This window comes from Jeotgalibacillus aurantiacus, from assembly GCF_020595125.1.
Classification (GTDB): domain Bacteria; phylum Bacillota; class Bacilli; order Bacillales; family Jeotgalibacillaceae; genus Jeotgalibacillus; species Jeotgalibacillus aurantiacus.
This window is the reverse complement of record NZ_JACNMS010000002.1, coordinates 884,208-907,041: the sequence shown is the minus strand read 5'-3', so window position 1 is coordinate 907,041 and position 22,834 is coordinate 884,208. Positions and strand designations below refer to the sequence as shown.

20 protein-coding genes are annotated in these 22,834 nt (G+C 43.0%); 8 read left to right on the top strand and 12 right to left on the bottom strand.

From position 1 onward, the window contains the following. The first annotated feature begins 87 nt into the window (after nt 1–87). Nucleotides 88–1,452 carry a SpoVR family protein gene (locus tag H7968_RS09240; RefSeq protein WP_227395850.1) on the top strand — a complete coding sequence of 455 codons (1,365 nt, stop codon included), beginning with the start codon at nt 88–90 and terminating at the stop codon, nt 1,450–1,452. 158 nt (nt 1,453–1,610) lie between these two features. Then, nucleotides 1,611–2,249: an FMN-dependent NADH-azoreductase gene (locus H7968_RS09235; RefSeq protein WP_264476666.1), complete on the top strand. Its 639-nt coding sequence runs from the start codon at nt 1,611–1,613 to the stop codon at nt 2,247–2,249. Between the two features lie 49 nt (nt 2,250–2,298). Here the strand turns inward: H7968_RS09235 and H7968_RS09230 are convergent, their stop codons facing one another. The 7 genes from H7968_RS09230 to H7968_RS09200 all read right to left on the bottom strand — a co-directional run bounded on the left by H7968_RS09230 (nt 2,299) and on the right by H7968_RS09200 (nt 10,660). Then, the gene (locus H7968_RS09230; RefSeq protein ID WP_166805854.1) at nt 2,299–2,436 is read right to left on the bottom strand and encodes a hypothetical protein; all 138 of its coding nucleotides are present in this window, start codon (nt 2,434–2,436) and stop codon (nt 2,299–2,301) included. A 174-nt stretch (nt 2,437–2,610) separates the two neighbouring features. Next, nucleotides 2,611–4,086 carry a SulP family inorganic anion transporter gene (locus H7968_RS09225; protein WP_227395849.1) on the bottom strand — a complete coding sequence of 492 codons (1,476 nt, stop codon included), beginning with the start codon at nt 4,084–4,086 and terminating at the stop codon, nt 2,611–2,613. 267 nt (nt 4,087–4,353) lie between these two features. Next, nucleotides 4,354–5,223: a cation diffusion facilitator family transporter gene (locus H7968_RS09220; RefSeq protein WP_227395848.1), complete on the bottom strand. Its 870-nt coding sequence runs from the start codon at nt 5,221–5,223 to the stop codon at nt 4,354–4,356. Between the two features lie 201 nt (nt 5,224–5,424). Next, nucleotides 5,425–7,104 carry a glycoside hydrolase family 13 protein gene (locus H7968_RS09215; protein ID WP_227395847.1) on the bottom strand — a complete coding sequence of 560 codons (1,680 nt, stop codon included), beginning with the start codon at nt 7,102–7,104 and terminating at the stop codon, nt 5,425–5,427. Between the two features lie 636 nt (nt 7,105–7,740). Continuing rightward, nucleotides 7,741–9,105 carry a hemolysin family protein gene (locus tag H7968_RS09210; protein WP_227395846.1) on the bottom strand — a complete coding sequence of 455 codons (1,365 nt, stop codon included), beginning with the start codon at nt 9,103–9,105 and terminating at the stop codon, nt 7,741–7,743. A 342-nt stretch (nt 9,106–9,447) separates the two neighbouring features. Continuing rightward, the gene (locus H7968_RS09205; RefSeq protein WP_227395845.1) at nt 9,448–10,350 is read right to left on the bottom strand and encodes an aldo/keto reductase; all 903 of its coding nucleotides are present in this window, start codon (nt 10,348–10,350) and stop codon (nt 9,448–9,450) included. Nucleotides 10,351–10,366: 16 nt separating this feature from the next. Then, nucleotides 10,367–10,660 (bottom strand): hypothetical protein, encoded by a 294-nt coding sequence (locus H7968_RS09200; protein WP_227395844.1) that lies wholly within the window; start codon nt 10,658–10,660, stop codon nt 10,367–10,369. 138 nt (nt 10,661–10,798) lie between these two features. Between H7968_RS09200 and kynU the strand changes: the two genes are divergently transcribed. Then, entirely contained in the window at nt 10,799–12,076 is a 1,278-nt protein-coding gene (gene kynU, locus H7968_RS09195; protein WP_227395843.1) for a kynureninase, read from the top strand. A 16-nt stretch (nt 12,077–12,092) separates the two neighbouring features. Then, nucleotides 12,093–12,713 carry an arylformamidase gene (gene kynB, locus H7968_RS09190; RefSeq protein WP_227395842.1) on the top strand — a complete coding sequence of 207 codons (621 nt, stop codon included), beginning with the start codon at nt 12,093–12,095 and terminating at the stop codon, nt 12,711–12,713. Between the two features lie 45 nt (nt 12,714–12,758). On the opposite strand, the gene H7968_RS09185 is transcribed toward kynB, so the two are convergent. Then, nucleotides 12,759–13,193, bottom strand: a complete 435-nt coding sequence (locus tag H7968_RS09185) for an arsenate reductase/protein-tyrosine-phosphatase family protein (protein ID WP_227395841.1) — start codon at nt 13,191–13,193, stop codon at nt 12,759–12,761. 174 nt (nt 13,194–13,367) lie between these two features. Between H7968_RS09185 and H7968_RS09180 the strand changes: the two genes are divergently transcribed. Further along, nucleotides 13,368–14,618 carry a dicarboxylate/amino acid:cation symporter gene (locus H7968_RS09180; RefSeq protein ID WP_227395840.1) on the top strand — a complete coding sequence of 417 codons (1,251 nt, stop codon included), beginning with the start codon at nt 13,368–13,370 and terminating at the stop codon, nt 14,616–14,618. Between the two features lie 118 nt (nt 14,619–14,736). Beyond that, a complete protein-coding gene (locus H7968_RS09175; RefSeq protein ID WP_134375384.1) occupies nt 14,737–14,919 on the top strand; it encodes a twin-arginine translocase TatA/TatE family subunit in 183 nt (60 codons plus the stop codon). A gap of 354 nt (nt 14,920–15,273) precedes the next feature. Here H7968_RS09175 and H7968_RS09170 read toward each other — a convergent pair whose 3' ends face one another. From H7968_RS09170 to H7968_RS09155, 4 genes are all read right to left on the bottom strand, one after another. Next, entirely contained in the window at nt 15,274–16,674 is a 1,401-nt protein-coding gene (locus H7968_RS09170; RefSeq protein WP_227395839.1) for a cryptochrome/photolyase family protein, read from the bottom strand. Nucleotides 16,675–16,692: 18 nt separating this feature from the next. Further along, nucleotides 16,693–17,268 (bottom strand): TetR/AcrR family transcriptional regulator, encoded by a 576-nt coding sequence (locus H7968_RS09165; protein WP_227395838.1) that lies wholly within the window; start codon nt 17,266–17,268, stop codon nt 16,693–16,695. Between the two features lie 75 nt (nt 17,269–17,343). Then, nucleotides 17,344–17,817 (bottom strand): universal stress protein, encoded by a 474-nt coding sequence (locus H7968_RS09160; RefSeq protein ID WP_227395837.1) that lies wholly within the window; start codon nt 17,815–17,817, stop codon nt 17,344–17,346. Nucleotides 17,818–17,924: 107 nt separating this feature from the next. Then, on the bottom strand, nt 17,925–18,074 hold the full coding sequence (locus H7968_RS09155) for a hypothetical protein (protein WP_227395836.1): 150 nt from the start codon (nt 18,072–18,074) through the stop codon (nt 17,925–17,927). A 675-nt stretch (nt 18,075–18,749) separates the two neighbouring features. On the opposite strand from H7968_RS09155, the gene H7968_RS09150 reads away from it, so the two are divergent. After that, nucleotides 18,750–20,507 (top strand): ABC transporter ATP-binding protein, encoded by a 1,758-nt coding sequence (locus H7968_RS09150; protein WP_227395835.1) that lies wholly within the window; start codon nt 18,750–18,752, stop codon nt 20,505–20,507. Further along, the gene (locus tag H7968_RS09145) at nt 20,504–22,516 is read left to right on the top strand and encodes an ABC transporter ATP-binding protein (RefSeq protein WP_227395834.1); all 2,013 of its coding nucleotides are present in this window, start codon (nt 20,504–20,506) and stop codon (nt 22,514–22,516) included. Before H7968_RS09150 ends, H7968_RS09145 begins: the two co-directional genes overlap by 4 nt. Nucleotides 22,517–22,834 lie beyond the last annotated feature (318 nt).

The following is a 22,834-nucleotide window of genomic DNA, read 5'->3' as shown; positions in this document are numbered from 1 at the left end:
TCCGGTCTTCATCAGACCAGGGGCTGTCCTCTTCTTTACTCATATTATCGGGCTACCGGAATATGCTGATTAAAAAGAGGTGAGGCTTTGGATACGAAAAAATTGTATTATGCAATTGATGAAATTACAGAGGTGGCAAAAGGTTTCGGACTTGATTTTTTTCCGATGCGCTATGAGATTTGTCCGGCGTCTGTTATTTATACATTCGGAGCTTATGGTATGCCTGTTCGATTTTCTCATTGGAGCTTTGGGAAACAGTATCATAAAATGAAGCTTCAGTATGATTTGGGTCTCAGTAAAATCTATGAGCTCGTAATTAATTCAGATCCATGTTACGCTTTTTTGCTGGACACCAACACATTGATCCAAAATAAATTGATTATTGCTCATGTTCTTGCACATTGTGATTTCTTTAAGCATAATGCACGTTTTCAAAATACAAACCGTGATATGGTTGAACGAATGGCGGCATCTGCTGAAAGGATTAAATTTTATGAACATAAATATGGGCGTCAAGAGGTCGAAACTTTTATCGACGCAGTAATGGCGATTGAGGAGCATATTGATCCGGGATTAGTCAAACCTGAGAAATGTAAAGATGATGAGCAAAAAGGGTTTAAAAAAATACACCAGCCTTATAGTGATTTATGGGATGAAGAAAAGAAAGAGCCGGTGGTTCCAAAGAAAAAAATGTTTCCTGAAGAACCTGAGAAGGATCTGGTGCTGTTCTTGCAGAAGCACAGCAGGGAGCTTGATGAGTGGCAGCGGGATATCATGACTATTATAAGAGAAGAGATGCTCTATTTCTGGCCGCAGATGGAAACCAAAATCATGAATGAGGGCTGGGCTTCCTACTGGCATCAGAAAATTATGAGAGAACTTCCACTGACAGAATCAGAGGCTATAGAATATGCCAAATTAAATGCCAATGTCGTACAGCCTTCTAAAACCCAAATCAATCCATACTACCTCGGAATAAAACTATTTGAAGACATTGAAAACAGATGGGATCAAATTGAGGGGGACGGGGCAGGTCGCAGAAAAATTTTTGAAGTTAGAGAGCTTGATTCCGACCAGTCTTTCATCAGGAATTATATGACAAAGGAGTTTGTTGAAGAGGAGGACTTATACGTTTTCCAGCAGTCTGGCCGTGATTATAAAATTATTGATAAAAAATGGGAAAACATACGTGATGAACTTGTTCATTCCAGAGTGAATGGAGGGTTTCCTTACATCGTAGTTGAAAATGGCGACTATTTAAGAAATGGTGAACTTTACCTTAGACATCAATATGAAGGGGAAGAACTCGACACCGCTTATTTGGAGAAAGTGCTTCACCACATTTACCGGATATGGGGGAAGACTGTCCATCTCGAAACAGTCATCCATTCAAGTCCTGTCTGTTATACATGCAGTGGCCGTGCCGTGTATAAGAAAAACGTGGATAAATAATTTAGAGGTATTCGTAAAGAGTTTGTTAAAGGGTGAGCAGATCAATTGAATTGATCTGCTCACCCTTTTATAATTATCTCGTATTCGAGATGTTTAAAGTTATGTGTCTCGGTTATAGTAATAAAAGTGACTAAAAAGTATAAAAGGAGTTTTTCATCATGAGAGTATTACTCGTCAAAGCGAACAACCGTCCGTCCGATCAGTCAGTGTCAGCTAAAATGCATGATCTTTTCTTTGAAGAAATTAAAAATAACGAGGAAATTACAGTCGATCAGGTCGATTTATATAACGAGGAACTGCCGTACATTGGACAGGATTTCCTTGCAGCCCAGTTCAAGCAGGCTGAAAACGCTCAGCTCACAGAGGCAGAAGAAAACGTATTAACGATTGCCAATGGACACCTTGAGCGTTTCAAGCAGGCGGATGTTGTAGTATTTGCATTCCCGCTGTGGAACTTCACGGTACCGGCAGTACTTCACACTTATATGGATTATCTGTTCCGTGCAGGAGAAACGTTCAAATATACAGCTGAAGGTCCTCAGGGTCTGATGGGGGACAAGCGTGCGATCCTTCTTAATGCACGTGGTGGAGACTACTCAGCTCCAGCGATGCAGGGTGCTGAAATGAGTCTGAACTTTATTAAAAATGCGCTTGGATTCTTTGGTATTCAGCAGCAGACTGACGTAGTCATTGAAGGTCATAACCAGTACGTTGACCGCACAGAAGAAATCAAAGAAGAAGGTTTCAAGCGTGTCGTTGAAACAGCTAAAGACCTTGCTGCAGTAGCAGCACGATAATCGAAAAGGTGCTCCCGGGATTTGGGAGCACCTTTTTTAAATATACGAGTTATAATAAAGAATGAATCCAGATAGCTGCAATGCCGATCCCTAATATAAAGTAATTTTGAATGCCCCCGGCTTTTTCTTCTCTTCCCGCGACTTCTTCCAAACGTTGAACCAACTCATCAAAACGCTTCGCTTTCATGATTATCGACTCCGTTCATATGAAGATATAAGAAGAATTTCAAACCTCAGGTTATATAAATGTAATTAAATTATACTTGATTCAGTAAGCGCTTACAAACGCTGAACGAATTCGACTCCTGAATAGAAAAAGGCTGTAAAACAAATTCGTTTTACAGCCTTGTCTACTATTTGATTAATGACCAGTCAGTTTTGCATTTGCTTTATCATGAATGGAAAGTTGGTTGACGAGCTCTGTACTTTCTTTATTCAATCCTGTCAATTCAACCTGTAAGCCCTGCTGCTTCAGTTTGATTGCGACCTTATCAACGGCGTTGATCGCGGAATCATCCCAAAGGTGGGCGTTCGTAAAGTCGAAGATGACTTTTTCAATTCCGTCAGTCTGATAATCAACCGCCATCACAAATTCTGTGACGGAAGCGAAAAATAACTGACCATCGACCTTATAAACAACAGTAGATGCTGCCTGATCGAGTTCTTTTTGAACATGAACCTTAGAGATTTTGGAAGCGAAGAATATCGCACTTAAAAGAACGCCGGCCAGCACGCCGATTGAAAGGTCATGTGTAATCACAACCGTAACAACCGTGACAATCATTACAGCCGCGTCAGATCTTGGTACTTTGTGGAGACGGGTTAATGAATTCCAGTCGAATGTACCAATCGATACCATGATCATGACCCCAACGAGAACGGCCATCGGTATTTGAACAACAAGATCTGTCAGGACGATAATCAGTGTCAGTAAAACAATCCCTGCAGTAAAGGAAGACAATCTTCCGCGTCCACCTGACTTGACATTAATTACAGCCTGACCGATCATCGCACAGCCAGCCATACCGCCGAAGCAGCCCGTAATCATATTCGCAATTCCCTGACCGCGCGCTTCTTTATTTTTATCACTAGGTGTGTCAGTCATATCGTCTACAATCTGAGCAGTCAGAAGGGATTCAAGTAATCCGACAACCGCCAGCGATAAAGAGTAAGGAAGAATAATCATCAACGTTTCCATATTAAATGGTACATCAGGGAAAAAGAAAGTAGGGAGTGCCTGTGTGATCGTTCCCATATCTCCAACCGTTTTTGTTCCAATTCCCGTAATCATCACAAATGCGGTAACAACGATAATTGCAATAAGCGGGGAAGGAATGGCTTTAAAAAAGCGCGGTACTAAATAAATGATCGCAAGCGATACAGCCACAAGTGCATACATCACCCAGCTGGCACCTTCAAATTGTTCCAACTGAGCCATGAAAATTAAAATCGCCAGTGCGTTTACAAACCCGATCATGACTGAATTCGGAATAAAGCGCATCAGCTTTCCTAATTTTAATACACCCATAATCAGCTGAATAATACCTGTTAAAATCGTGGCTGCAAATAAATACTGTAAGCCATGGTCGGCAACGAGTGTTGTCATAAGAAGTGCCATAGCACCTGTTGCACCTGAAATCATTCCCGGGCGTCCACCGATAAATGCAATAACCACTGCGATACAGAAGGCAGCATAAAGACCGACCATCGGATCTACTCCAGCAATGATCGAAAATGCAATCGCTTCAGGAATCAGTGCAAGGGCAACGAGCGTTCCTGACATGATGTCGCCCCTCACATTCCCAAACCACTCCTGTTTATATTGTGCTAAATCCAACTTTGCATCTCTCCTTATTCAATTTTTTTGTTTGACTTTCCACTCTCAGAAAAGTCAGGGTCCGTTGATAACGAAGAGATTATAGCACAATGAGAATTTCTTATCAGATTGATGTAAGCGCATTAACAAAACAATTACTCTCATATACTATTATTTTCTTGATTTATCTATCCTTTTTCATAAAAAAGCAGGAAATAATAAAAAAGTCTTTTGAAAATAAAAAACATCAAAACCCCGGAAGAAAATCTCCTATTAGGGTTTTGATGATTAAATATCAGGCTCAATATGCACGAGCACTTCAGTATGAGGATGTCTTTCCTTCAAGGATGCCTCAATCTCCTCCGTGATATCATGACTTTCAATGACATTCAGTTCCGGATTCACTTTAATCGTCAGATCAATGAACATCATGTTCCCATGCGTACGTCCTTTAATTTCCTCAATGGACCTCACACCTGGAATATCCGAGACATTCAGCGTAATATCCTGAACTTCCTCCTGATCAAAGCCATCAGTTAACGTGTGGATTGCATCCCTAAAAATACCGATTGCCGTCTTTAATATAATCAAACCGACAATCAGGGCGGCTAATGGATCCAGCCATAAAACACCGAAAACACTACCGAAAATTCCGATCGCAGCACCGATACTGACAAGGGCATCTGACCGGTTGTCCTGTGCAGCTGCGAATAGTGAGGAGCTTTTTATCGCTTTTGAAAGCCTCAGGTTATAAGCGTAGACGCCAAACATCACGATCGCACTTCCGATGGCGGTCCAGGCTGCCAGAAGGCTTGGAGGTTCTGTTGCCCCTCCCTGGAGTAGAAGAGACCCGGCCTGTACCAGGACCTGAACGGCTACTGCGGTCATAATAAAAGCTGCTGCAAAGGAAGCGATAGACTCCGCCCGTAAATGTCCGTAGTGGTGATTTTTATCTGGTGGCCTGCGTGAAATACGGAGGCCGATCAGCACAGCAATGGACGCGATGACATCTGTGGAGTTATTTAACCCGTCCGCTCTTAATGCCTCTGAACCGGTGAGAGTCCCGACAATAAGTTTAATAGCAGACAGGACAAGGTAGGCTCCGATACTGATCCATGCCCCGCGTTCACCCTTTTTTAAATTATCGTATAAATCCATAATCGTGGCCTCCGGATCAATTAAGATGATGGTAATTAAATCGTAGCAGACGCGACCTGAGTGGGTCTATAGCAACGTTGTAAGCTGAAGCCACGCTTATTGTGAAAAGAAAAATAAGTTGACCAAAGGCAATGGAATTCTGAAAATAATGATGTTTTCATACATAAAAAAGACCGTCCATTAGGACAGTCTTTCATTAAATCAGATTTTATATACGCGTGCTTCATAAGGTTTTAAGACAAGGGTAGAAGCAGGGTCATGCTTTTTGACTTCAAGATTGCTAAGCAGCAGATTCCCATGCTCAACTTTAAAATCCAGATCTTCCATCACAGCATCTTTAACAGAAAGGTTTGTGATCACAACGACCTTGTCATTATCAAGTGTTCTTGTGTACGCATAAATCTGGTGATGATCAGGAAGCAGCAGATCATAAATGCCGTAAGTGAAAATCTCATGTTCTTTTTTCAGGGCAATCATTCTCTTATAAAAAGAAAGGACCGACTGATCATCTTTCAACTGATCTTCTACGTTAATCTCTGTGTAATTCGGATTCACTTTCATCCACGGGGTGGAAGTGGTAAAGCCTGCATTTGCCTCATTTGACCATTGCATCGGCGTCCGGCTGTTGTCACGTGATGAAGCCCACAGAATACGCATGATATCATCATGTGGAACACCTTCTTCACGGCGCAGACGGTACATATTCTTCGCTGATACATCATCGTAATCATCAATAGACTCAAACTGCACGTTCGTCATGCCAATTTCCTGACCCTGATAAATGAATGGAGTACCTTGCATCAGGAAGTACATAGCCGCCATGGAAGTCGCACTCTCATACCAGAACTCATCATCGTTACCCCATGTTGAAACAACACGCGGCTTATCATGATTCTCAATAAACAAAGCGTTCCAGCCATCTTTCTCCAGCCCTTTTTGCCAGCTCGACAACACGTTTTTCAGTTCTACAATGTCAAGGTCAAGATTTGTTTCAGCATCCCACAGCCCAAGGTGTTCGAATTGGAAAATCATATCCATCTTACCTTCTTCTTCACCGACCCATAGGTCTGCTTCATCAATGGAAACCCCATTGGCTTCGCCGACCGTCATCACATCATAATTGCCATACGTTTTTTCTTTAAATTCCTTTAACAGAGGCTGAATGCCTTTTTGATTCATATGCATATCGAAAGAAGAAACGTATTTCTTTTTCTTTGGGTTTGTCATATCAGGGAAGCCTTTGCGCTTTTTGATATGACTTACTGCGTCAATACGGAATCCATCAATTCCTTTATCGAGCCACCAATTTACCATGTCATAAATGGCCTGACGTGCATCAGGATTTTCCCAGTTTACATCCGGCTGCTTCGTAGAGAAGACATGGAGGTAGTACTGGTCCGTTTTTTCATCATATTCCCACGCAGAGCCGCCGAAAATACTTTCCCAGTTATTCGGCTCACCGATTGTCTTTCCTTTTTTATCTTTCTTACCATCGCGCCAGATATACCAGTCGCGTTTTGGGGAATCCTTCGATTCACGTGATTCAACAAACCACTTATGCTCATCACTTGTGTGGTTTGGCACGAAATCAATGATTAGTTTCATTCCGCGTGCATGAACTTCTTTCATTAACTGATCGAAGTCATCCATCGTCCCGAAATCATCCATGATTGCCTGGTAATCAGAAATATCGTATCCATTGTCATCGTTAGGGGATTGATACATCGGGCAGATCCAGATCACATCAATTCCTAAGTCTTTTACATAGTCAAGACGTGAGATAATCCCCTGCAGGTCACCGATCCCGTCGCCATTTGAATCCTGAAAGCTGCGCGGGTAAATCTGATAGCCCACGGCTTCTTTCCACCATATTTTTTTCATAAAGGCACCTCCATCATTTATGCAATCGTTTGCACTACCGGTAAATAAAAAAACGGAGCGTGTAGTCCGTTGGTCTGCAAACTCATTTTCACTTTTATACCCGTTTATTTTACCGCTTACATTTTGATTTCGCAATGGTTATTTTGATGTTTTTAAAAATTGATTCAGAATACAGAGCAGGAGGAAACCGGGCTGGACTCACCCTCCGCTTTCCGTGGCCGGGCGGTGAACCCGCCTGAGCTTCGCTCAGTCGGTTTCACCTGTCCCTTTCCGCCACAGGAGTCTCCGGGTGAGTCCAGCCCTCTGCTGTGAAATCCAAACTGCAGATTAATTAAATGAAGGTCACAATGAAAATTCATAATATCTTTATATAGATTTCAGAAGTTTAGTGCTAGGTTTTATTATTTTTTAATTTTTGAAGAGAGTAGGGGATGTTTTGTTAAAATGATTCAAGTGGATAGTCGATTTAGAAAGGTTTTATCAGGTTTGAAATCTATTTTTTAATCAAAAAGGGCCGTCCTTATCCGGAGACTCCCCGACGCAGCTAGACAACAGAAAGCGTAGGATAAGGACGGCCCGGTTTCTAAAATAAGTTTATAAAAAACCAAAAAGCACTCAAATGAGCGCTTTTTGGTTTTATAGTACTTCACCTGTCTGGATGGAGGTTTGTTCACGGGTGCGTTCGGCATCTTCCGTTTCTTCCTCGGACATTTTCCACACTTCAAGATAAAGAATATGATAGCCTTCTACATCATTGACGCGGAATACAAATCCCTGTTCATAGATCTCGTCGCCGATTTCTACATCAAAGTTGCGGGTCATAAACCAGCCGCCGATGGTGTCGACGTCTTCCTCGTCAATGTCGATGCCTAACAGGTCATTGACGTTTTGCACGAGTACTTTGGAGTCAAGAATGTAGTGTTGTTCATTGATCTGTTGAATATCAGGAATTTCATCGGCATCGAATTCGTCCTGGATTTCACCGACAATTTCTTCAATAATGTCTTCCATTGTAACAAGGCCGGAAGTTCCGCCATATTCATCAAGCAGGATTCCCATATGCATCCTGTCTTTCTGAAATTTATGAAGGAGTTCATTGATCGGAATACTGTCGATTACCTGGATAATCGGGTGCGTGTATTCGGCAACGGTTTTATCACCGTTGTTCTGGTTTTCTATAAAAGCTGTCATCAGTTCTTTCATGTTGATCATGCCGATGATATTATCTTTGTCACCATCTTCGACGACAGGGTAACGTGTGTATTGTTCTTCTTTCATGACATCAAATACTTCACGCAGGGTAAGGCCGCTGTTCACACTCACGATTTCTGTACGGGGCACCATGATTTCTTTTGCCACGCGCTCATCAAATTCGAAAATCTTGTTGACGTATTTATACTCAGATTGGTTAATTTCCCCACTTTTTAAGCTTTCGGATAAAATCATGCGAAGCTCTTCTTCAGAGTGGGCCATATCATTTTCTGATACAGGCTTTAAACCAAACAGGCCAGTGAACATACGGGCTGAGCTGTTCAGGAACCAGATAAATGGATACATGATGCGATAAAACCAGATTAATGGTGGCGATAGCAGTAAAGCGAGCTGTTCTGCTTTTTGAATCGCCATGATTTTAGGTGCCAGTTCTCCAAACACAACATGTAGAAATGTAATGAAAGAAAAGGCAATCAAAAATGAGATTAATGTGGTCAGTGATACTGATAATCCTAAATCCATTAAAACAGGTTCAAGCAAATGAGCCAAAATCGGATCGCCGAGCCAGCCAAGTCCAAGGGCCGTTACGGTAATCCCTAGTTGACAGGCTGATAAATACTCATCAAGATTTGATGTAACACGTTTCGCAGCTAGCGCATTTTTTTGTCCTTCAGCAATCAGCTGATCAATACGCGTCGTGCGTACTTTGACAATGGCAAATTCCGATGCAACGAAAAATGCTGTAAGTGCTATTAGAACAGCGACCAAAATTAAATTGACGATCTCCAATGAAGCGAGGCCATTCCTTCCGGTACTGCTTATATAGCCGGGAAAGGAAGCCTCTCCCACCTCCTGTTAAGTTAGATAATCAGCGTTTCGCTGATCGACATCTGTTTTCAGGAGAAATCCGCTCTAGTTCCGCGAACAGGTGATGTCCGCTGAGTGAACCGCCTGAAAAGCGATGTCTGAATACGTACTTCCGTGACGGTTGCCTATAGAAAGAACATTCAGCTTCACAACCCCATCGGACATACCTCCATTCACGATATAATGCCTATATTCTACCACAGTGGATGTTTTGTTTTCTAGAAAATTTCGCTTTTTCGCGCTTATTTTAAGGCGAATCGTATTTTATGGCACATCATGTCCAAGTGATGCCTGGTAAATGTGGAACCACTGGTGAGGCGTCATTTTATAGTCTGCCGCCTTAATTGCTGATTTTATACGTGACAGTTTGCCTGAACCGACGATCGGAAGAATGGTTGACGGATGAGTGTAGAGCCAGGCGTAAAGAACCTGATCAATCTCTTCCGTTCCAAGCTGGTGTCCAACCTGTTCAAGCGCTTTTCTTAATCGGATTGCTTTTTCTGAATCGCCTTTAAGCAGATCACCTCCGGCAAGTGGAGACCAGGCCATTGAAGGCAGTCTCTTTTCCTGCATCAGCTCAACTGTACCATCAGCAAAGTTCTCCAGGTTAAAAGGATTGAGCTCAATCTGATTCGTGACAAGTGGCTGAGATACATAAGATTCGAGCATACTCAGCTGACTGCGCTTGAAATTCGATACACCAAAGTGACGCACTTTCCCTGACTGATGCAGCTCGTCAAATGCTTCTGCAACATCTTCCGGATTCATCAGCGGATCCGGTCTGTGAATGAGGAGAAGATCGAGATAGTCAGTTGACAGATTTTTCAAAGATCGTTCTACTGAGGTTACAATATGTTCTTTAGATGTATTGTAGTGATGACTTTCATGCTCAGGACGATTTTTTGATTCAAGGACAATCCCGCATTTAGAAATCAGCTCCATGTTGCTGCGAAGGGAAGGTTCCAGTGCCAGAGCTTCTCCGAACAGTTCTTCACACGTATAGCTTCCATAAATGTCAGCGTGATCAAACGATGTGATCCCGAGTTCCATTACTTCTTTAAAAAATGTGAGTCGTTCTTCTTTAGATAATTGCCATTCGTTGAGACGCATCATCCCATGCACAACTTTAGATAATTGAAGACCTTCAGCTAATTGAACTTTTTCCATTTCTATTCCTCCTATGTTATGTATATTCGGCGGCGAGCAATGCATATATAACGGCAATTGCTGCGATAAACCTGATAAAAGACTGTTCTGCCAGTACACCAATCAGGTACAAACAGGTAATCAAAACATATAATTTCAGCTTTGCGTGTGTCGGTTTTTCTCCCAGTAACAGGTGACTGACCGATAAGAGAATAAACAGCGGCAGCACATATAAAGCTGCTTTTACTGAATCGGGAAGCAGCACAAATAATGGGATCAGGATGATTAACATCATCAGGCGAATCGTTTTTAATACCGAATTAAGCTTCATACGTACCGGAGTACCCCTTTCCCATCCTGTCTGACTGACAGCGCTCAGCTTACATTGATGTTTTATTTACGGTATGATAATACCATACTATAAAAACGTTTTCGTGATATATTAAATGGCTCAAAAAAGGAGGATAACATGAATTACTTATTTTCTGTACAAGAAGCGGAACAACTCGATCAGCAGGATCAGCTGGCGTCATTTAAGAAGGAATTTTACATAAAACCGGATCAGATTTATCTTGACGGGAACTCTTTAGGACTGTTATCAAAGAGAGCAGAAAACTCGGTTTTACAGCTGCTGGACAGCTGGAAGAGCTTTGGTATAGAAGGGTGGATGGAAGGTGAGCACCCGTGGTTCACTTTATCCGAAACGCTTGGAGAGAAGACTGCTCCATTAATCGGTGCAAAGCCTCATGAAGTGATTGTTACAGGCTCCATTACGACAAATCTTCACCAGCTCGTTTCAACCTTTTATCATCCTGAAGGAAAACGTACGAAGATTGCAGCCGATGAACTTAATTTTCCATCAGACATTTATACGCTTCAGAGTCAGGTCGAGCTGAAGGGGAGGGACCCGAAGCAGGAATTGATCAAAGCAGGGTCAGAAGACAGTTATGTACTGTCATTATCAGATATTGAGAAAGTGCTGACGGATGACGTAGCGCTGCTTTTACTTCCATCTGTCCTGTACAGAAGCGGTCAGCTCCTGCCGATCAAGGAGATCACAGAGATGGCGCAGCAAAAAGGAATTATTGTTGGATTTGACCTTGCCCATTCAATTGGTGCTGTGCCTCACGAGCTGCATGAATGGGGCGTTGATTTTGCCGTATGGTGTCATTATAAATATATGAATAACGGTCCCGGCGGCACAGGCGGGTTATATGTTCATGAAAAACACCATGATAAAATGCCTGGTTTAAAAGGGTGGTTCGGTTCTGACAAGACAAAGCAGTTTGATATGGAACACACCTTTACAAAAGCAGATGGCGCAGGCGCTTATCAAATCGGTACCCCGCATATCCTGTCTACGGCACCGCTGATTGGGAGTCTTGAGCTATTTGAGGAAGCCGGGATGAACCGGTTAAGAGAAAAGTCGTTAAGTCAGACAGGTTATATGATCTCATTTATACAAAAGGAATTGTCTGAAGAGGCATTTGAGATTGTAACTCCACTTGATCAACATAAACGTGGAGGTCATGTGGCACTTCGTCACCCTGAAGCCGCAAGCATTTGTAAAGCGCTGAAACATGAGGGGGTCATTCCGGATTTTCGCGCACCGGATATCATCCGCCTGGCACCGGCAGCCATGTATACGAGTTATCAGGACGTGCTGGAAGGGTTATCGAGACTTAAAAAAATCATGCAGACAAAATCATATAAAAACTTTGAAAATAAGCGAAATGTAATCGCCTGACGGAGGGTTATTTAATATGAAGATGATTGATATTTCCATGCCGTTATCTGAAAGAACGGCTCCATGGCCAGGAGATACACGTTTCAGCTATGAGGTATCGTGGGGGATGGAAGAGAGCGGATCAGTTAATGTTGGCAGAATTGAGATGAGTGCGCACTCAGGTACTCATATAGATGCTCCATTTCATTTTAAAGAGGATGGAAAGAAAGTACATGAGCTTGACGTCGACCGTTATATGACAACTGCCACTGTCGTTGACGTAACAGGAAAAGACACCATCTTTATAGAGGATTTACAGTCAAAACTTGAAAATGGAACGGCCAATGCAGTATTGTTAAAAACATTAAGCTGGCATGACCGGTCTGTATTTCCGGAAAAGATTCCTGTTATGGACCACAACGTCCCGGCTTTTCTGGCTGACAAAGGTATCCGTCTGATCGGTTTAGACCTGCCATCCGTTGATCCTATTGACAATAAAGAGCTCGAGAATCACCATAAACTGCTTGAGCAGGACATTTATATTTTAGAAGGGCTCGTTCTTGACCATGTGGAAGAAGGGGAGTACGAGCTGATTGCACTGCCGCTGAACATTGTAGGAGCTGATGGCAGTCCTGTGAGAGCCGTCCTTAGAAAATAAATCATAGACAGAAAAAAACCTGAATCCTTCAAATAAGGATTCAGGTCAAACAGCATGGGCTGACAAGTGCTGCTCAAGATCGCGGATCCTGAGTGCGATATCGTCACAAATTTCCTGAAATAATACCCATTTTGTAACAGGGTCAGCAGCTCTCTTTTCAGGATTTACAACATTCCAGGTAATAACTTTTTGAGAAATAGATGGTTCAAGGTTAATCCTTTCGTCTGTTTCTTCATCCTGGATCAGGACGATCAGATCAGCCTGCTGAAGATCGTGCCAATCTATAATGGAAGGGTTAATACCGGTAATATCGATATTGATCTCCTTCATTGCTTCTAATGTAAGGCTGCTTTTTCTGGCATCTGCCCATCCAGCACTTTTGAAAACAGTGTTGGGGATATACAGGCGTGAAGCCCATCCCTCTGCAATTGAGCTGCGTTCATGGTTCGAAGAAATAAAGTAAACCACTCTACTATCCATATGAACAGCCCCTTTCTTTCGTCTTTCTAATTCACTATACCCAAATATAATTCGGAATATGCATTTTGACCTGTTTATCGCCTATTCATTTGATCTTGAATGTGTTAGCAAGTAGAGTAATAAGGGTATAGTTTTTTATTGTTGTATATTTATGTGATGCAGGAGGTTATGTTTATGAAGTTAAATTTAACTGCTAAAATCCTGATCGGGCTCGTGCTCGGTATGATAACAGGATTAGTTTTAAATGTATGGGCGCCGGATTTATTCGGTACGCTGGATACTTATTTATTTAATCCGCTCGGTGAGATTTTCCTCGGATTAATTAATATGCTCGTTGTGCCGATTGTATTCTTCTCGCTTGTATTAGGAGTTGCAGGCCTTGGTGATACAAAGAAGCTTGGACGAATGGGCATCAAAACGATCTCCACTTTTTTAATTACAACAGCCATTGCGATTACGATCGGGCTGTTGCTTGCGTCAGCTATTCAGCCGGGAAGTAATGCCCCGCTGTCACAGGAAGATAGAGATTCCGCCAGCTATGAGGCGGAAGAAACCCCGTCTGTTGGAGAGACCTTACTGGATATCATTCCTTCAAACCCAATTCAGGCTCTAGCAGAAGGTAACATGCTTCAGATTATCGCCTTCTCGATCTTTATCGGTATCGCACTGACCGTCCTGGGAGAAAAAACAAAAGGGATTTATAAACTGATTGAACAGGGTAATGACATTTTCATGTATCTTGTTGGTCTGGTCATGAAGTTTGCTCCATACGGGACGTTTGGTCTGATTGCTTCTGCATTAGGTGAAGCAGGATTTGAATCACTGCAGAGTATTTTAATGTATGTGGTCGTTGTGCTACTTGCACTCGTCATTCATGCCATTGTGACTTATGGTTCGATCATTGCATTTCTTGCGAAAAAGAACCCGATCTGGTTCTTCAAAGGTTTTGCCCCTGCCATGACGGTAGGATTCAGTACATCAAGCAGTAACGCGACGCTGCCAATTTCCATGGAAACTGCCCAGAAAAATCTGAATGTTTCCAAACATGCAAGCTCTTTCGTCCAGCCTTTAGGAGCCACGATTAATATGGACGGAACAGCTATTATGCAGGGTGTGGCAACCATCTTTATTGCACAGGTTTACGGGATTGAATTAACGTTTATTCAGCTCGTAACCGTCGTTCTGACAGCTGTTTTGGCGAGTATCGGAACCGCAGGTGTACCTGGTGTCGGATTAATCCTTCTGGCCCTTGTACTGAACCAGGTGGGTCTGCCTGTTGCCGGAATCGGACTGATCCTCGGTATCGACCGTCTGCTTGATATGTGTCGTACAGCCATTAATATCTCAGGTGATGCTGCAGTTGCACTATATATTTCTGAGTCTGAAAAGAAACGGAAAATTAAGCAGCAGCGCGGAGAGGCGTAAAATAAGAAATATTTGTGAAAAAGTGTCCGTCTTTAGTGAAAAAAGGCGGGCACGTTTTGTGTTTTGTTAAAGTTTGGCGTTATAATCAGATTATGAAGTAGTAAAGGGGACGAGTAAGATGAACCTCGGCTTTGGTGAAATCTTAATTATTTTATTTGTGGCGCTTATTGTGTTTGGGCCTTCGAAGTTACCTGAGCTGGGGAAAACAGCCGGGAAGACGTTATATGAGTTTAAAAAAGGGCTGAATGAAGTCATGAAGGATGACAGTCCGAAAAATAAAAACAATGATCCCGGGAAATAGGGGTCATTGTTTTTATTTTTCAAAAACCGGGCCTGGACGAGTCGCCTCCGCTTTTCGGTGACCGCGCGGTGAGTCAGCTGAGCTAGGTTGCGTTGTTTAGTATAAGGTTGTTAAATAAGTCAATAAAGTGGTCGAATACTCCAGAAGAGTGGTCAAAAACCCAGGAAGTGGTTAAATACTCCAGAAGAGTGGTCGAATACTTTCAAAGAGTGGTCAAATACTCCGAAAAAGTGGTCGAATACCCAGAAAAAGTGGTCAAATAAAGCTAAAAAGTGGTCTAATCACCACTAAAAGTTCCTCAGTTTAGTGCTTTCCGCATCAAAAAACCGGACGCGCAGGCCCGGTTTATATTGACTACCTATTTTTGATTTTTTCATAATGTTCCAGTGCGCGTTTTCTGGCTGCTGAGTGGTCGACGATCGGTTTGGGATAGTTATCACCGAGTTTGACGCCGGCTTTGGATAAAACTTCTTCCGGAGCAGCAGCTGGTTCATGGATGTATTTATCGGGAAGCTTTGCGAGTTCGGGTACCCATTTTCGGATGTAATCTGCGTCAGGATCGAATTTTTTCGATTGGGTAATCGGGTTGAAGATCCTGAAAAATGGGGATGCATCTGCACCTGACCCAGCTACCCACTGCCAGCCCATGGTGTTATTGGCAAGATCGGCATCGAGCAGCGTGTAGGTAAACCAGTCTGCGCCTTCTTTCCAGTGAATGAGAAGGTCTTTTGTCAGGAACGAGGCTGTGACCATACGAATCCGGTTATGCATATAGCCGGTTTCCCATAACTCTCTCATACCTGCATCCACGATTGGAAAGCCTGTTCTGCCTTTTTTCCACGCTTGTAATCCATCTTGATCTTCCAGCCAGTCAAAGGATGAAAATTGATCGTTCATCGGTTCTGAAACGGTTTCGGGAAAATGAACAAGCAGCATATAGGCAAAATCACGCCAGACAAGCTGTCTTAAAAAAGGTTCGCCTGCTGCTTCAGCTTTCTTTTTGATGAAATGCCAGGTGCTCCGTGGCGAGAGAAGACCGAGGGCGAAGTAGGGTGATAATGCAGAGCTTATTTCATCCGCCGGGAAGTCGCGTCCATCTTTATAGTTACCCAGGTTATTTTTCACAAACGCTTTAAATCTTCTGATAGCCGCCTCTTCTGAAACAGTCCAGCGTTTTTCGAAACCGTCTGTCCAGTTGATTTCTGGCAGCAATTTAAGATCCTTCAGTTCAATGGAGGTTCCTTTCTTTATTGCAGGGGAAGAAATGTTTTTCACGCTTTTTAATGGAGCGGGAATATCATGTTTTTGCATTGCTCTGTAAAAGGGTGTAAACACTTTATAAGGTTCATCGTTGGCCTTGCGAACTTCCCATGGGGACAGAAGCAGTCTGCCCTCATACGTGTTGACCTCTATTCCCTGCTCATGAAGGTTTTCGCCGAGTGATCTGTCTGAATTCATTAGATCAGGTTCGTACTGACGATTCCAGAAAATCTTTTTTATATCATATTTTTTTATCAGGTCAGGGATGATCTTTTCAGGATTCCCTTTTTGAATAAGCAGTTTGCCGCCTGCGTTTTCAAGGCGTTTTGTAAATGAATCAAGCGCATGATGGTAAAACCATTTCTGTGCCTCTCCAATTTCTTCACGGTCATCCAGTATAAATACCGGTAAGATTTCACCATTTTCTGCCCCGTGAAAGAGGGCAGGGTGGTCATGCATGCGAAAATCTTTTCTAATCCAGACAAGTGACGTCACGTTATCACACCTCAATGATCAGTTTTTAGGTTTTATGCCATCCTCGATCAGGCTGAATAATAGATCCGCCCATTCACGGGGAGGGATTTGGTCTGTATTCTGAATCAAAACAGTGTTGAAAAATACACCCGCAATAAGGGAGGTAGGAAGATCCTTTCGGATAGAGCCCTCATTTTTTGCCTTTTCAATCTCAACCAGAAGGATCTGAAACAGTTCCCTGGATTGTGCATCAAGCTTACTTAGCTGTTCTTTTACATGTGGGGAAGCATTCTGATCGAGTGAAGGGCGCATTTTGATCATTTCATATACCTGCGAATATTCCATAAATAGAATAAGGAGCTCTTTAAGCATGAGAAAGGAAGAAGGCTGATCAGCAAGTGACCGTATCCTTCTCATGACCTGCTCCATCAGGATGTTCATATAATCAGTTATCAATTCGTCTTTATTTTTGTAGTACTCATAAATGGTGCTGCGGGCAACATTGAGGTTTTCTGAAAGAGCTTTAAAATGAAACCCTTCATAACCTTTTTCAAGAAGCAGGTTTTCAGTTGCTTCCATCAGTTCCTCCATGTCCATTTTTCGCTGTCGCGCCATATCCCATCATCCTTTAAATGTATTCCTGTCTATAGTATAGCGAAAGTTTGGATAAGAGGGGAAAATGAAACGGTTTTATCGCATAACGAGTACGGGACAGCGCGCTTTTTCAACGATTGTTTCACTGACGCTGCCGAGAAAGCGCTTCTGAAATGAACTTTTTTCAGTCCGGCCAACGATGATTAAATCTGCGCCTTTATGTATGGCGTAGTCAACAATGGCTTCAGCCGGTGAACCGGTCAGGGGATAAAAGTCGGCATGAATACTTCTTGAGTCCAGAACTTCCTTGGCAGCAAGCAGTGCTTGATTCAGTTTGTTATTTTCATCCTGTCGCGTTTCTACTTGTTCTTTTTCCATTGCAGGCTGATGGTCAGTCTGCGTATTCATGGAATGCTCGTACATGGTTGCATCACGGCGGGACTTATCAAGTGATACGTGCGTAATAATGAGTGATGAATCAGGGTGCAGACGGTGGAGTTCCACGGCTGCATCTAGCGCTTTCTGGCTTGCAGCTGTTGAGTCAAAGGCAACAAGAATTTGCTTAAACATGACATTCACCCCTCGTTGTTCGTTTTTTCACCTATACCCACTGCAGGCTTTGATTAATCAGATCATGCACCTATATATAGTAAAAAAAGCCCTGTATGAACAGGGCTTTAGAACATTGGAAGAATATAATTAATTAAAAACCATATAATACCGATAAAGATGATGACGTAAGCTGTGTACTTTATTAGTGTTGCGCCTACAAGGCCGTTGTCCGACTTTTTCTCTTTATGAACTTCAACTTTTCTCTCATCAGCCATGTTCAATTCCTCCTTTAAGCAATTAGGTTCACGAGGAATACAATAACAACGATAGCGCCAATAATCATCAGGATTGTTCTTAACATCGGGGGGTTCCTCCTTCATCATGTAAAGTGGGTGAAAGCTTACTAATAAGATACCCAACGCCCCTTTAAACAAACCTGTGCGGGAAATATATTATTTTTAGGGTAAAGGGAAGATTAAGGTGCCATTATTAAAGTTAGAATGTAAAGATCTTAAAAAGATTCTGAAAAAAGATTGACAGTAGTCAGTTGGTAGGATATTCTAGGGTTGTTCAAACAATGGACAAAAAATCGATTGGAAAGGAGTTGCGTGTCATGAAACATCTAATGAAAAAATTAACAAAGCAAGCAAAATTGAATAACACGCAGCGAAAACCTTTTTAACGATTCTGATGATGTTTATTTGAATTTGTATGGAAAGGACACAGTCTGCGTGTGCAGTCTGTGTCCTTTTTTAAAGCATACCGTGCTTTTTTGGGGCGGTATGCTTTTTTAATGCCAATTTTTAGTTGATATCAGCATTTGCTGTTGTCATAAATAAAAAAACGAAGGAGGAAAACAGGATGATTTATTTTGCATGGGAAGGAACAATCAAGGCGGAGCTGGATAGTGGGTAGCCTGATTGGAATCGGATTAAAGGAGGTTATCTGGAATGTTTGATATTTTTATAAAATTAGGATGGTTTTTTAAGGAGCATTGGAAACGGTATACGATCGCCATTGTTCTCCTGCTGATTGCGAATGTTGTGGAAATCGTACCGCCTTTTCTGGTCGGGATGGCCATTGACGATATTTTTGTTGGAGAATTAACACAGGCGCTCCTTCTGCAGTATGTCATCATTCTGGCGGGAATTGCTGTAGTGGCTTATATCATTAACTATGTTTGGCAGTATCTTCTCTTCAGCGGTGCTCATAAAATTGAACGAAGACTCAGGTCTATGTTTATGGGACATATGCTGAAGATGACGCCGACGTTTTATGAACGGAACCGGACTGGGGACCTGATGGCAAGAGCGACTAATGATCTGAAGGCGGTATCTGTTACAGCGGGTTTTGGTGTATTAACGCTAATTGACTCAACAGCCTACATGCTGACCATTGTTGTCGCGATGGGATTCCTTGTATCGTGGGAGTTGACGATTGCTGCTATTCTTCCACTGCCTATTCTGGCCATTGTGATGCAGTTTCTCGGGAAAAAGATTCACGAGCGCTACACGCAGGCGCAGGATGCGTTTGGTGATCTGAACGACCGCGTATTGGAATCTGTCGCGGGTGTGCGCGTAATCAGGGCTTATGTCCAGGAGCGCGAGGATGAAAAAGCGTTTTTCGAAGGTACAGAGGACGTGTATCAGAAAAACCTGAAGGTCGCGTTGATTGATTCGTTATTTAATCCTTTAACAAAAATCATCACCGGGATGAGTTATATGATTGGTCTCGGATATGGATCTTATCTGGTCTTTAATCAGTCCATTACATTAGGCGAACTCGTCGCTTTTAACGTCTATCTCGGTATGCTGATCTGGCCGATGTTTGCAATCGGTGAACTCATTAATATTATGCAGCGCGGTAATGCATCCTTGGATCGTGTAAATGAAACATTAAATTATACAGAAGACGTTCCTGATCCGCTTCAGCCGGTGTATCCCGGAGAGCTTCAGGGAATTGAATTTAAACAGACTGATTTTCAGTATCCTTCATCCAATGTAGCGAATCTTTCTAATGTGTCAGTACGGATTGAACAGGGACAGACGCTTGGTATTGTCGGAAAAACCGGCAGCGGAAAAACGACCTTTGTAAAGCAGCTATTGAAGGAATATCCGCTTGGAGAAGGAGATATTTTACTAAGCGGAACCTCGATTGCGGATCAGAAACGAAATCATGTTTTGTCATGGATTGGCTATGTACCGCAGGAGCACGTTTTGTTTTCAAAAACGGTAAGGGAAAATATACTGTTTGGAGCGGATGAGGCATCGGAAGAGGATGTTATCCGAGCGATTAAGATGGCTCATTTTGAGAAAGATCTGGAAATGCTGCCGGATGGTCTGGAAACACTTGTTGGTGAAAAAGGAGTCGCTTTATCCGGAGGACAGAAACAGAGAATTTCGATTGCGCGGGCTCTAATTGATGATCCGTCCCTGCTGATTTTGGATGATTCATTGTCAGCTGTAGATGCAAAGACGGAGTCGGCTATTTTAGAAAATATTAAGAACGAAAGAAAAGGGAAAACGACGATTATTACAACCCATCGTCTCTCAGCAGTTGAACATGCAGACTGGATTTTAGTGATGAATGAAGGGTGCGTGATGGAGGAAGGAACCCATCAGCAGCTGATAGAAAGAAAAGGCTGGTACTTTGAGCAATTCAAACGCCAGCAGGTTGAAGAGTCGCTTCTTGAGGAGGTGCGCTCATGAGTGTAGGAAAAAGACTTTACCATTATGCATTGCTGTATAAAAAGACGATCATCATTGCGCTGGTCATGCTGACAGTCTCGGTTGCAGCAGAACTGGCAGGTCCGTTTATTGCTAAAAAAATGATTGATGATCACATCATGGGTATTGAGGAAACGTGGGTGCAGACGGATCAGGGGAAGGACGCTGTCGCTTATAACGATACATTTTATAAGCGGGAAGCCTACCTGAATGAAGGAGAGCAGACTGGAGGGGAAGCAGGTATTTTTCAAATCGGTCTGAACTTCTATTTCGTAGACGAACCGGTGACAGAGGCAGAAGGGGAGCGCAGTTATGAAAACGGCATGCTGATCTTTGGTACGGGTGAGGAATCTGTATCCTACCGTGCTGAAGAATTAAGTGCGTCAGAGGTGCTGGCCTTTTACCGTCCGGAAATTCCGAGAATGATTCAGCTTGTCCTGCTTTATTTTGTCTTAACCGTTATTGCGGCTGTTTTCCATTTTGGGCAGGAATTCCAGCTGCAGCGTTCAGCAAACCGGATTATTCAAAAAATGAGAACGGAAGTGTTTGGTCATATCCAGCGGCTTCCGATCAACTATTTTGATAATTTGCCTGCAGGAAAAGTAGTGTCAAGAATCACCAATGATACAGAAGCCATTAGAGAATTGTATGTGCAGGTGTTAGCGCAGTTTTTCCACAGCGGGATTTATATTACCGGGATTTACGTTGCGTTATTCATCCTTGACCCGACACTGGCAGCAATCTGTCTCGTACTGATTCCACTATTGATTTTGTGGATGGTCATTTATCGCAAGTACGCCTCGAAATATAATCAGACAGTCCGCTCTAAAGTGAGCGAGATTAATGCATCCATTAACGAGTCGATCCAGGGGATGACGATTATTCAGGCTTTCAGAAAAGAAAAGAAAATACAGGGTGAATTCGAAGAAAAGAATACGACTCATTTTCAATTCCAGAATAAGCTATTGAACCTGAATTCGCTCATGTCTCATAATCTCGTGGGGATTTTAAGAAACATCACCTTCGTCGCTTTTATCTGGTATTTCGGGAGCGGGGCGCTGAATGCGGAATCCGTTGTTACGGTTGGTGTTTTGTACGCATTTGTTGACTATATTACTAGACTGTTCCAGCCGGTTACCGGGATTGTCAATCAGCTGGCGAACCTCGAGCTTGCCCTTGTGGCAGGTGAGCGTGTGTTTAAGCTGATGGATGAAGAAGGGGAAACTGTGGTTGATGGGAAAATGGAGCGCATCAAAGGTCATGTGAAGTTTGATGACGTATCATTTGCCTATAAAAACGATGAATATGTGTTAAAGAACCTGTCCTTTGAAGCGAAACCGGGTGAAACGATCGGTCTCGTCGGGCATACTGGTTCAGGAAAGTCATCAATCATGAATCTGCTTTTCCGGTTTTATGATAATCAAAAAGGGATCATTTCTGTTGATGGCATGAATATTCAGGATGTACCGAAGCAGACAATTCGTGATCACATGGGTATTGTGCTGCAGGATCCATATTTATTTACGGGAACAATTGCATCAAATGTCAGCTTAAATGATCCGAGGATTTCAAGAGAACAAGTTGAAGCTGCTTTGAAAGCGGTTGGAGCAGACAGAGTGCTGACTCACCTTGAACAGGGAATTGATGAGCCGGTCATTGAAAAAGGAAGCACGCTTTCCTCAGGACAACGGCAGTTAATTTCGTTTGCAAGAGCGCTGGCGTTCAATCCGGCGGTTCTTGTGCTGGATGAGGCAACGTCGAGTATTGATACAGAGACGGAGTCGATTATTCAGGAGGCCATGGAGACGCTGAAATCCGGCCGGACGACGTTTATTATTGCGCACCGTTTGTCTACGATTAAGAATGCGGATCAGATTATTGTGCTGGACCGCGGGGAAATTGTGGAGAAGGGGACGCATGATGAGCTGATGGCAAGGCGCGGGAAGTATTATCAGATGTATGAGCTGCAGCAGGGGAAGAAGGCTGTATAGGGAAAAGCGTCCGGAGTGATCCGGGCGTTTTTTCTGTTAGAATCGGGCCGAGGCGCATCCTTCGCTTTCCTTTGTCTAGCTCCGGCGACTAGCCCCTCGAGGTCATAAGTCAAAGATGAAAGAGTGCAAAGATCAGCCCTCTATTCATCTTCGCCTTATGCTTGTCGGGGCTGGACGAGTCGCCTCCGCTTTTCCAAGGCCGCGCGGTGAGCCAGCTAGCGCTCCGCGCTACGCTGTCTCACCTGTCGCTTCTCTGCCGTAGGAGTCTTCGGATGCGCCTCGACCCTCAGTAAGATTTCCAGACTTTTCTTCTTTGGT

Excerpts from the sequence above, each read along its gene's own strand:
- H7968_RS09235 (WP_264476666.1), top strand. The coding sequence starts at position 1,611 with ATGAGAGTATTACTCGTCAAAGCGAACAACCGTCCGTCCGATCAGTCA.
- H7968_RS09230 (WP_166805854.1), bottom strand. The coding sequence starts at position 2,436 with ATGAAAGCGAAGCGTTTTGATGAGTTGGTTCAACGTTTGGAAGAAGTC.
- H7968_RS09220 (WP_227395848.1), bottom strand. The coding sequence starts at position 5,223 with ATGGATTTATACGATAATTTAAAAAAGGGTGAACGCGGGGCATGGATC.
- H7968_RS09215 (WP_227395847.1), bottom strand. The coding sequence starts at position 7,104 with ATGAAAAAAATATGGTGGAAAGAAGCCGTGGGCTATCAGATTTACCCG.
- H7968_RS09205 (WP_227395845.1), bottom strand. The coding sequence starts at position 10,350 with ATGGAAAAAGTTCAATTAGCTGAAGGTCTTCAATTATCTAAAGTTGTG.
- H7968_RS09200 (WP_227395844.1), bottom strand. The coding sequence starts at position 10,660 with ATGAAGCTTAATTCGGTATTAAAAACGATTCGCCTGATGATGTTAATC.
- kynU (WP_227395843.1), top strand. The coding sequence starts at position 10,799 with ATGAATTACTTATTTTCTGTACAAGAAGCGGAACAACTCGATCAGCAG.
- kynB (WP_227395842.1), top strand. The coding sequence starts at position 12,093 with ATGAAGATGATTGATATTTCCATGCCGTTATCTGAAAGAACGGCTCCA.
- H7968_RS09185 (WP_227395841.1), bottom strand. The coding sequence starts at position 13,193 with ATGGATAGTAGAGTGGTTTACTTTATTTCTTCGAACCATGAACGCAGC.
- H7968_RS09180 (WP_227395840.1), top strand. The coding sequence starts at position 13,368 with ATGAAGTTAAATTTAACTGCTAAAATCCTGATCGGGCTCGTGCTCGGT.
- H7968_RS09175 (WP_134375384.1), top strand. The coding sequence starts at position 14,737 with ATGAACCTCGGCTTTGGTGAAATCTTAATTATTTTATTTGTGGCGCTT.
- H7968_RS09165 (WP_227395838.1), bottom strand. The coding sequence starts at position 17,268 with ATGGCGCGACAGCGAAAAATGGACATGGAGGAACTGATGGAAGCAACT.
- H7968_RS09160 (WP_227395837.1), bottom strand. The coding sequence starts at position 17,817 with ATGTTTAAGCAAATTCTTGTTGCCTTTGACTCAACAGCTGCAAGCCAG.
- H7968_RS09155 (WP_227395836.1), bottom strand. The coding sequence starts at position 18,074 with ATGGCTGATGAGAGAAAAGTTGAAGTTCATAAAGAGAAAAAGTCGGAC.
- H7968_RS09150 (WP_227395835.1), top strand. The coding sequence starts at position 18,750 with ATGTTTGATATTTTTATAAAATTAGGATGGTTTTTTAAGGAGCATTGG.
- H7968_RS09145 (WP_227395834.1), top strand. The coding sequence starts at position 20,504 with ATGAGTGTAGGAAAAAGACTTTACCATTATGCATTGCTGTATAAAAAG.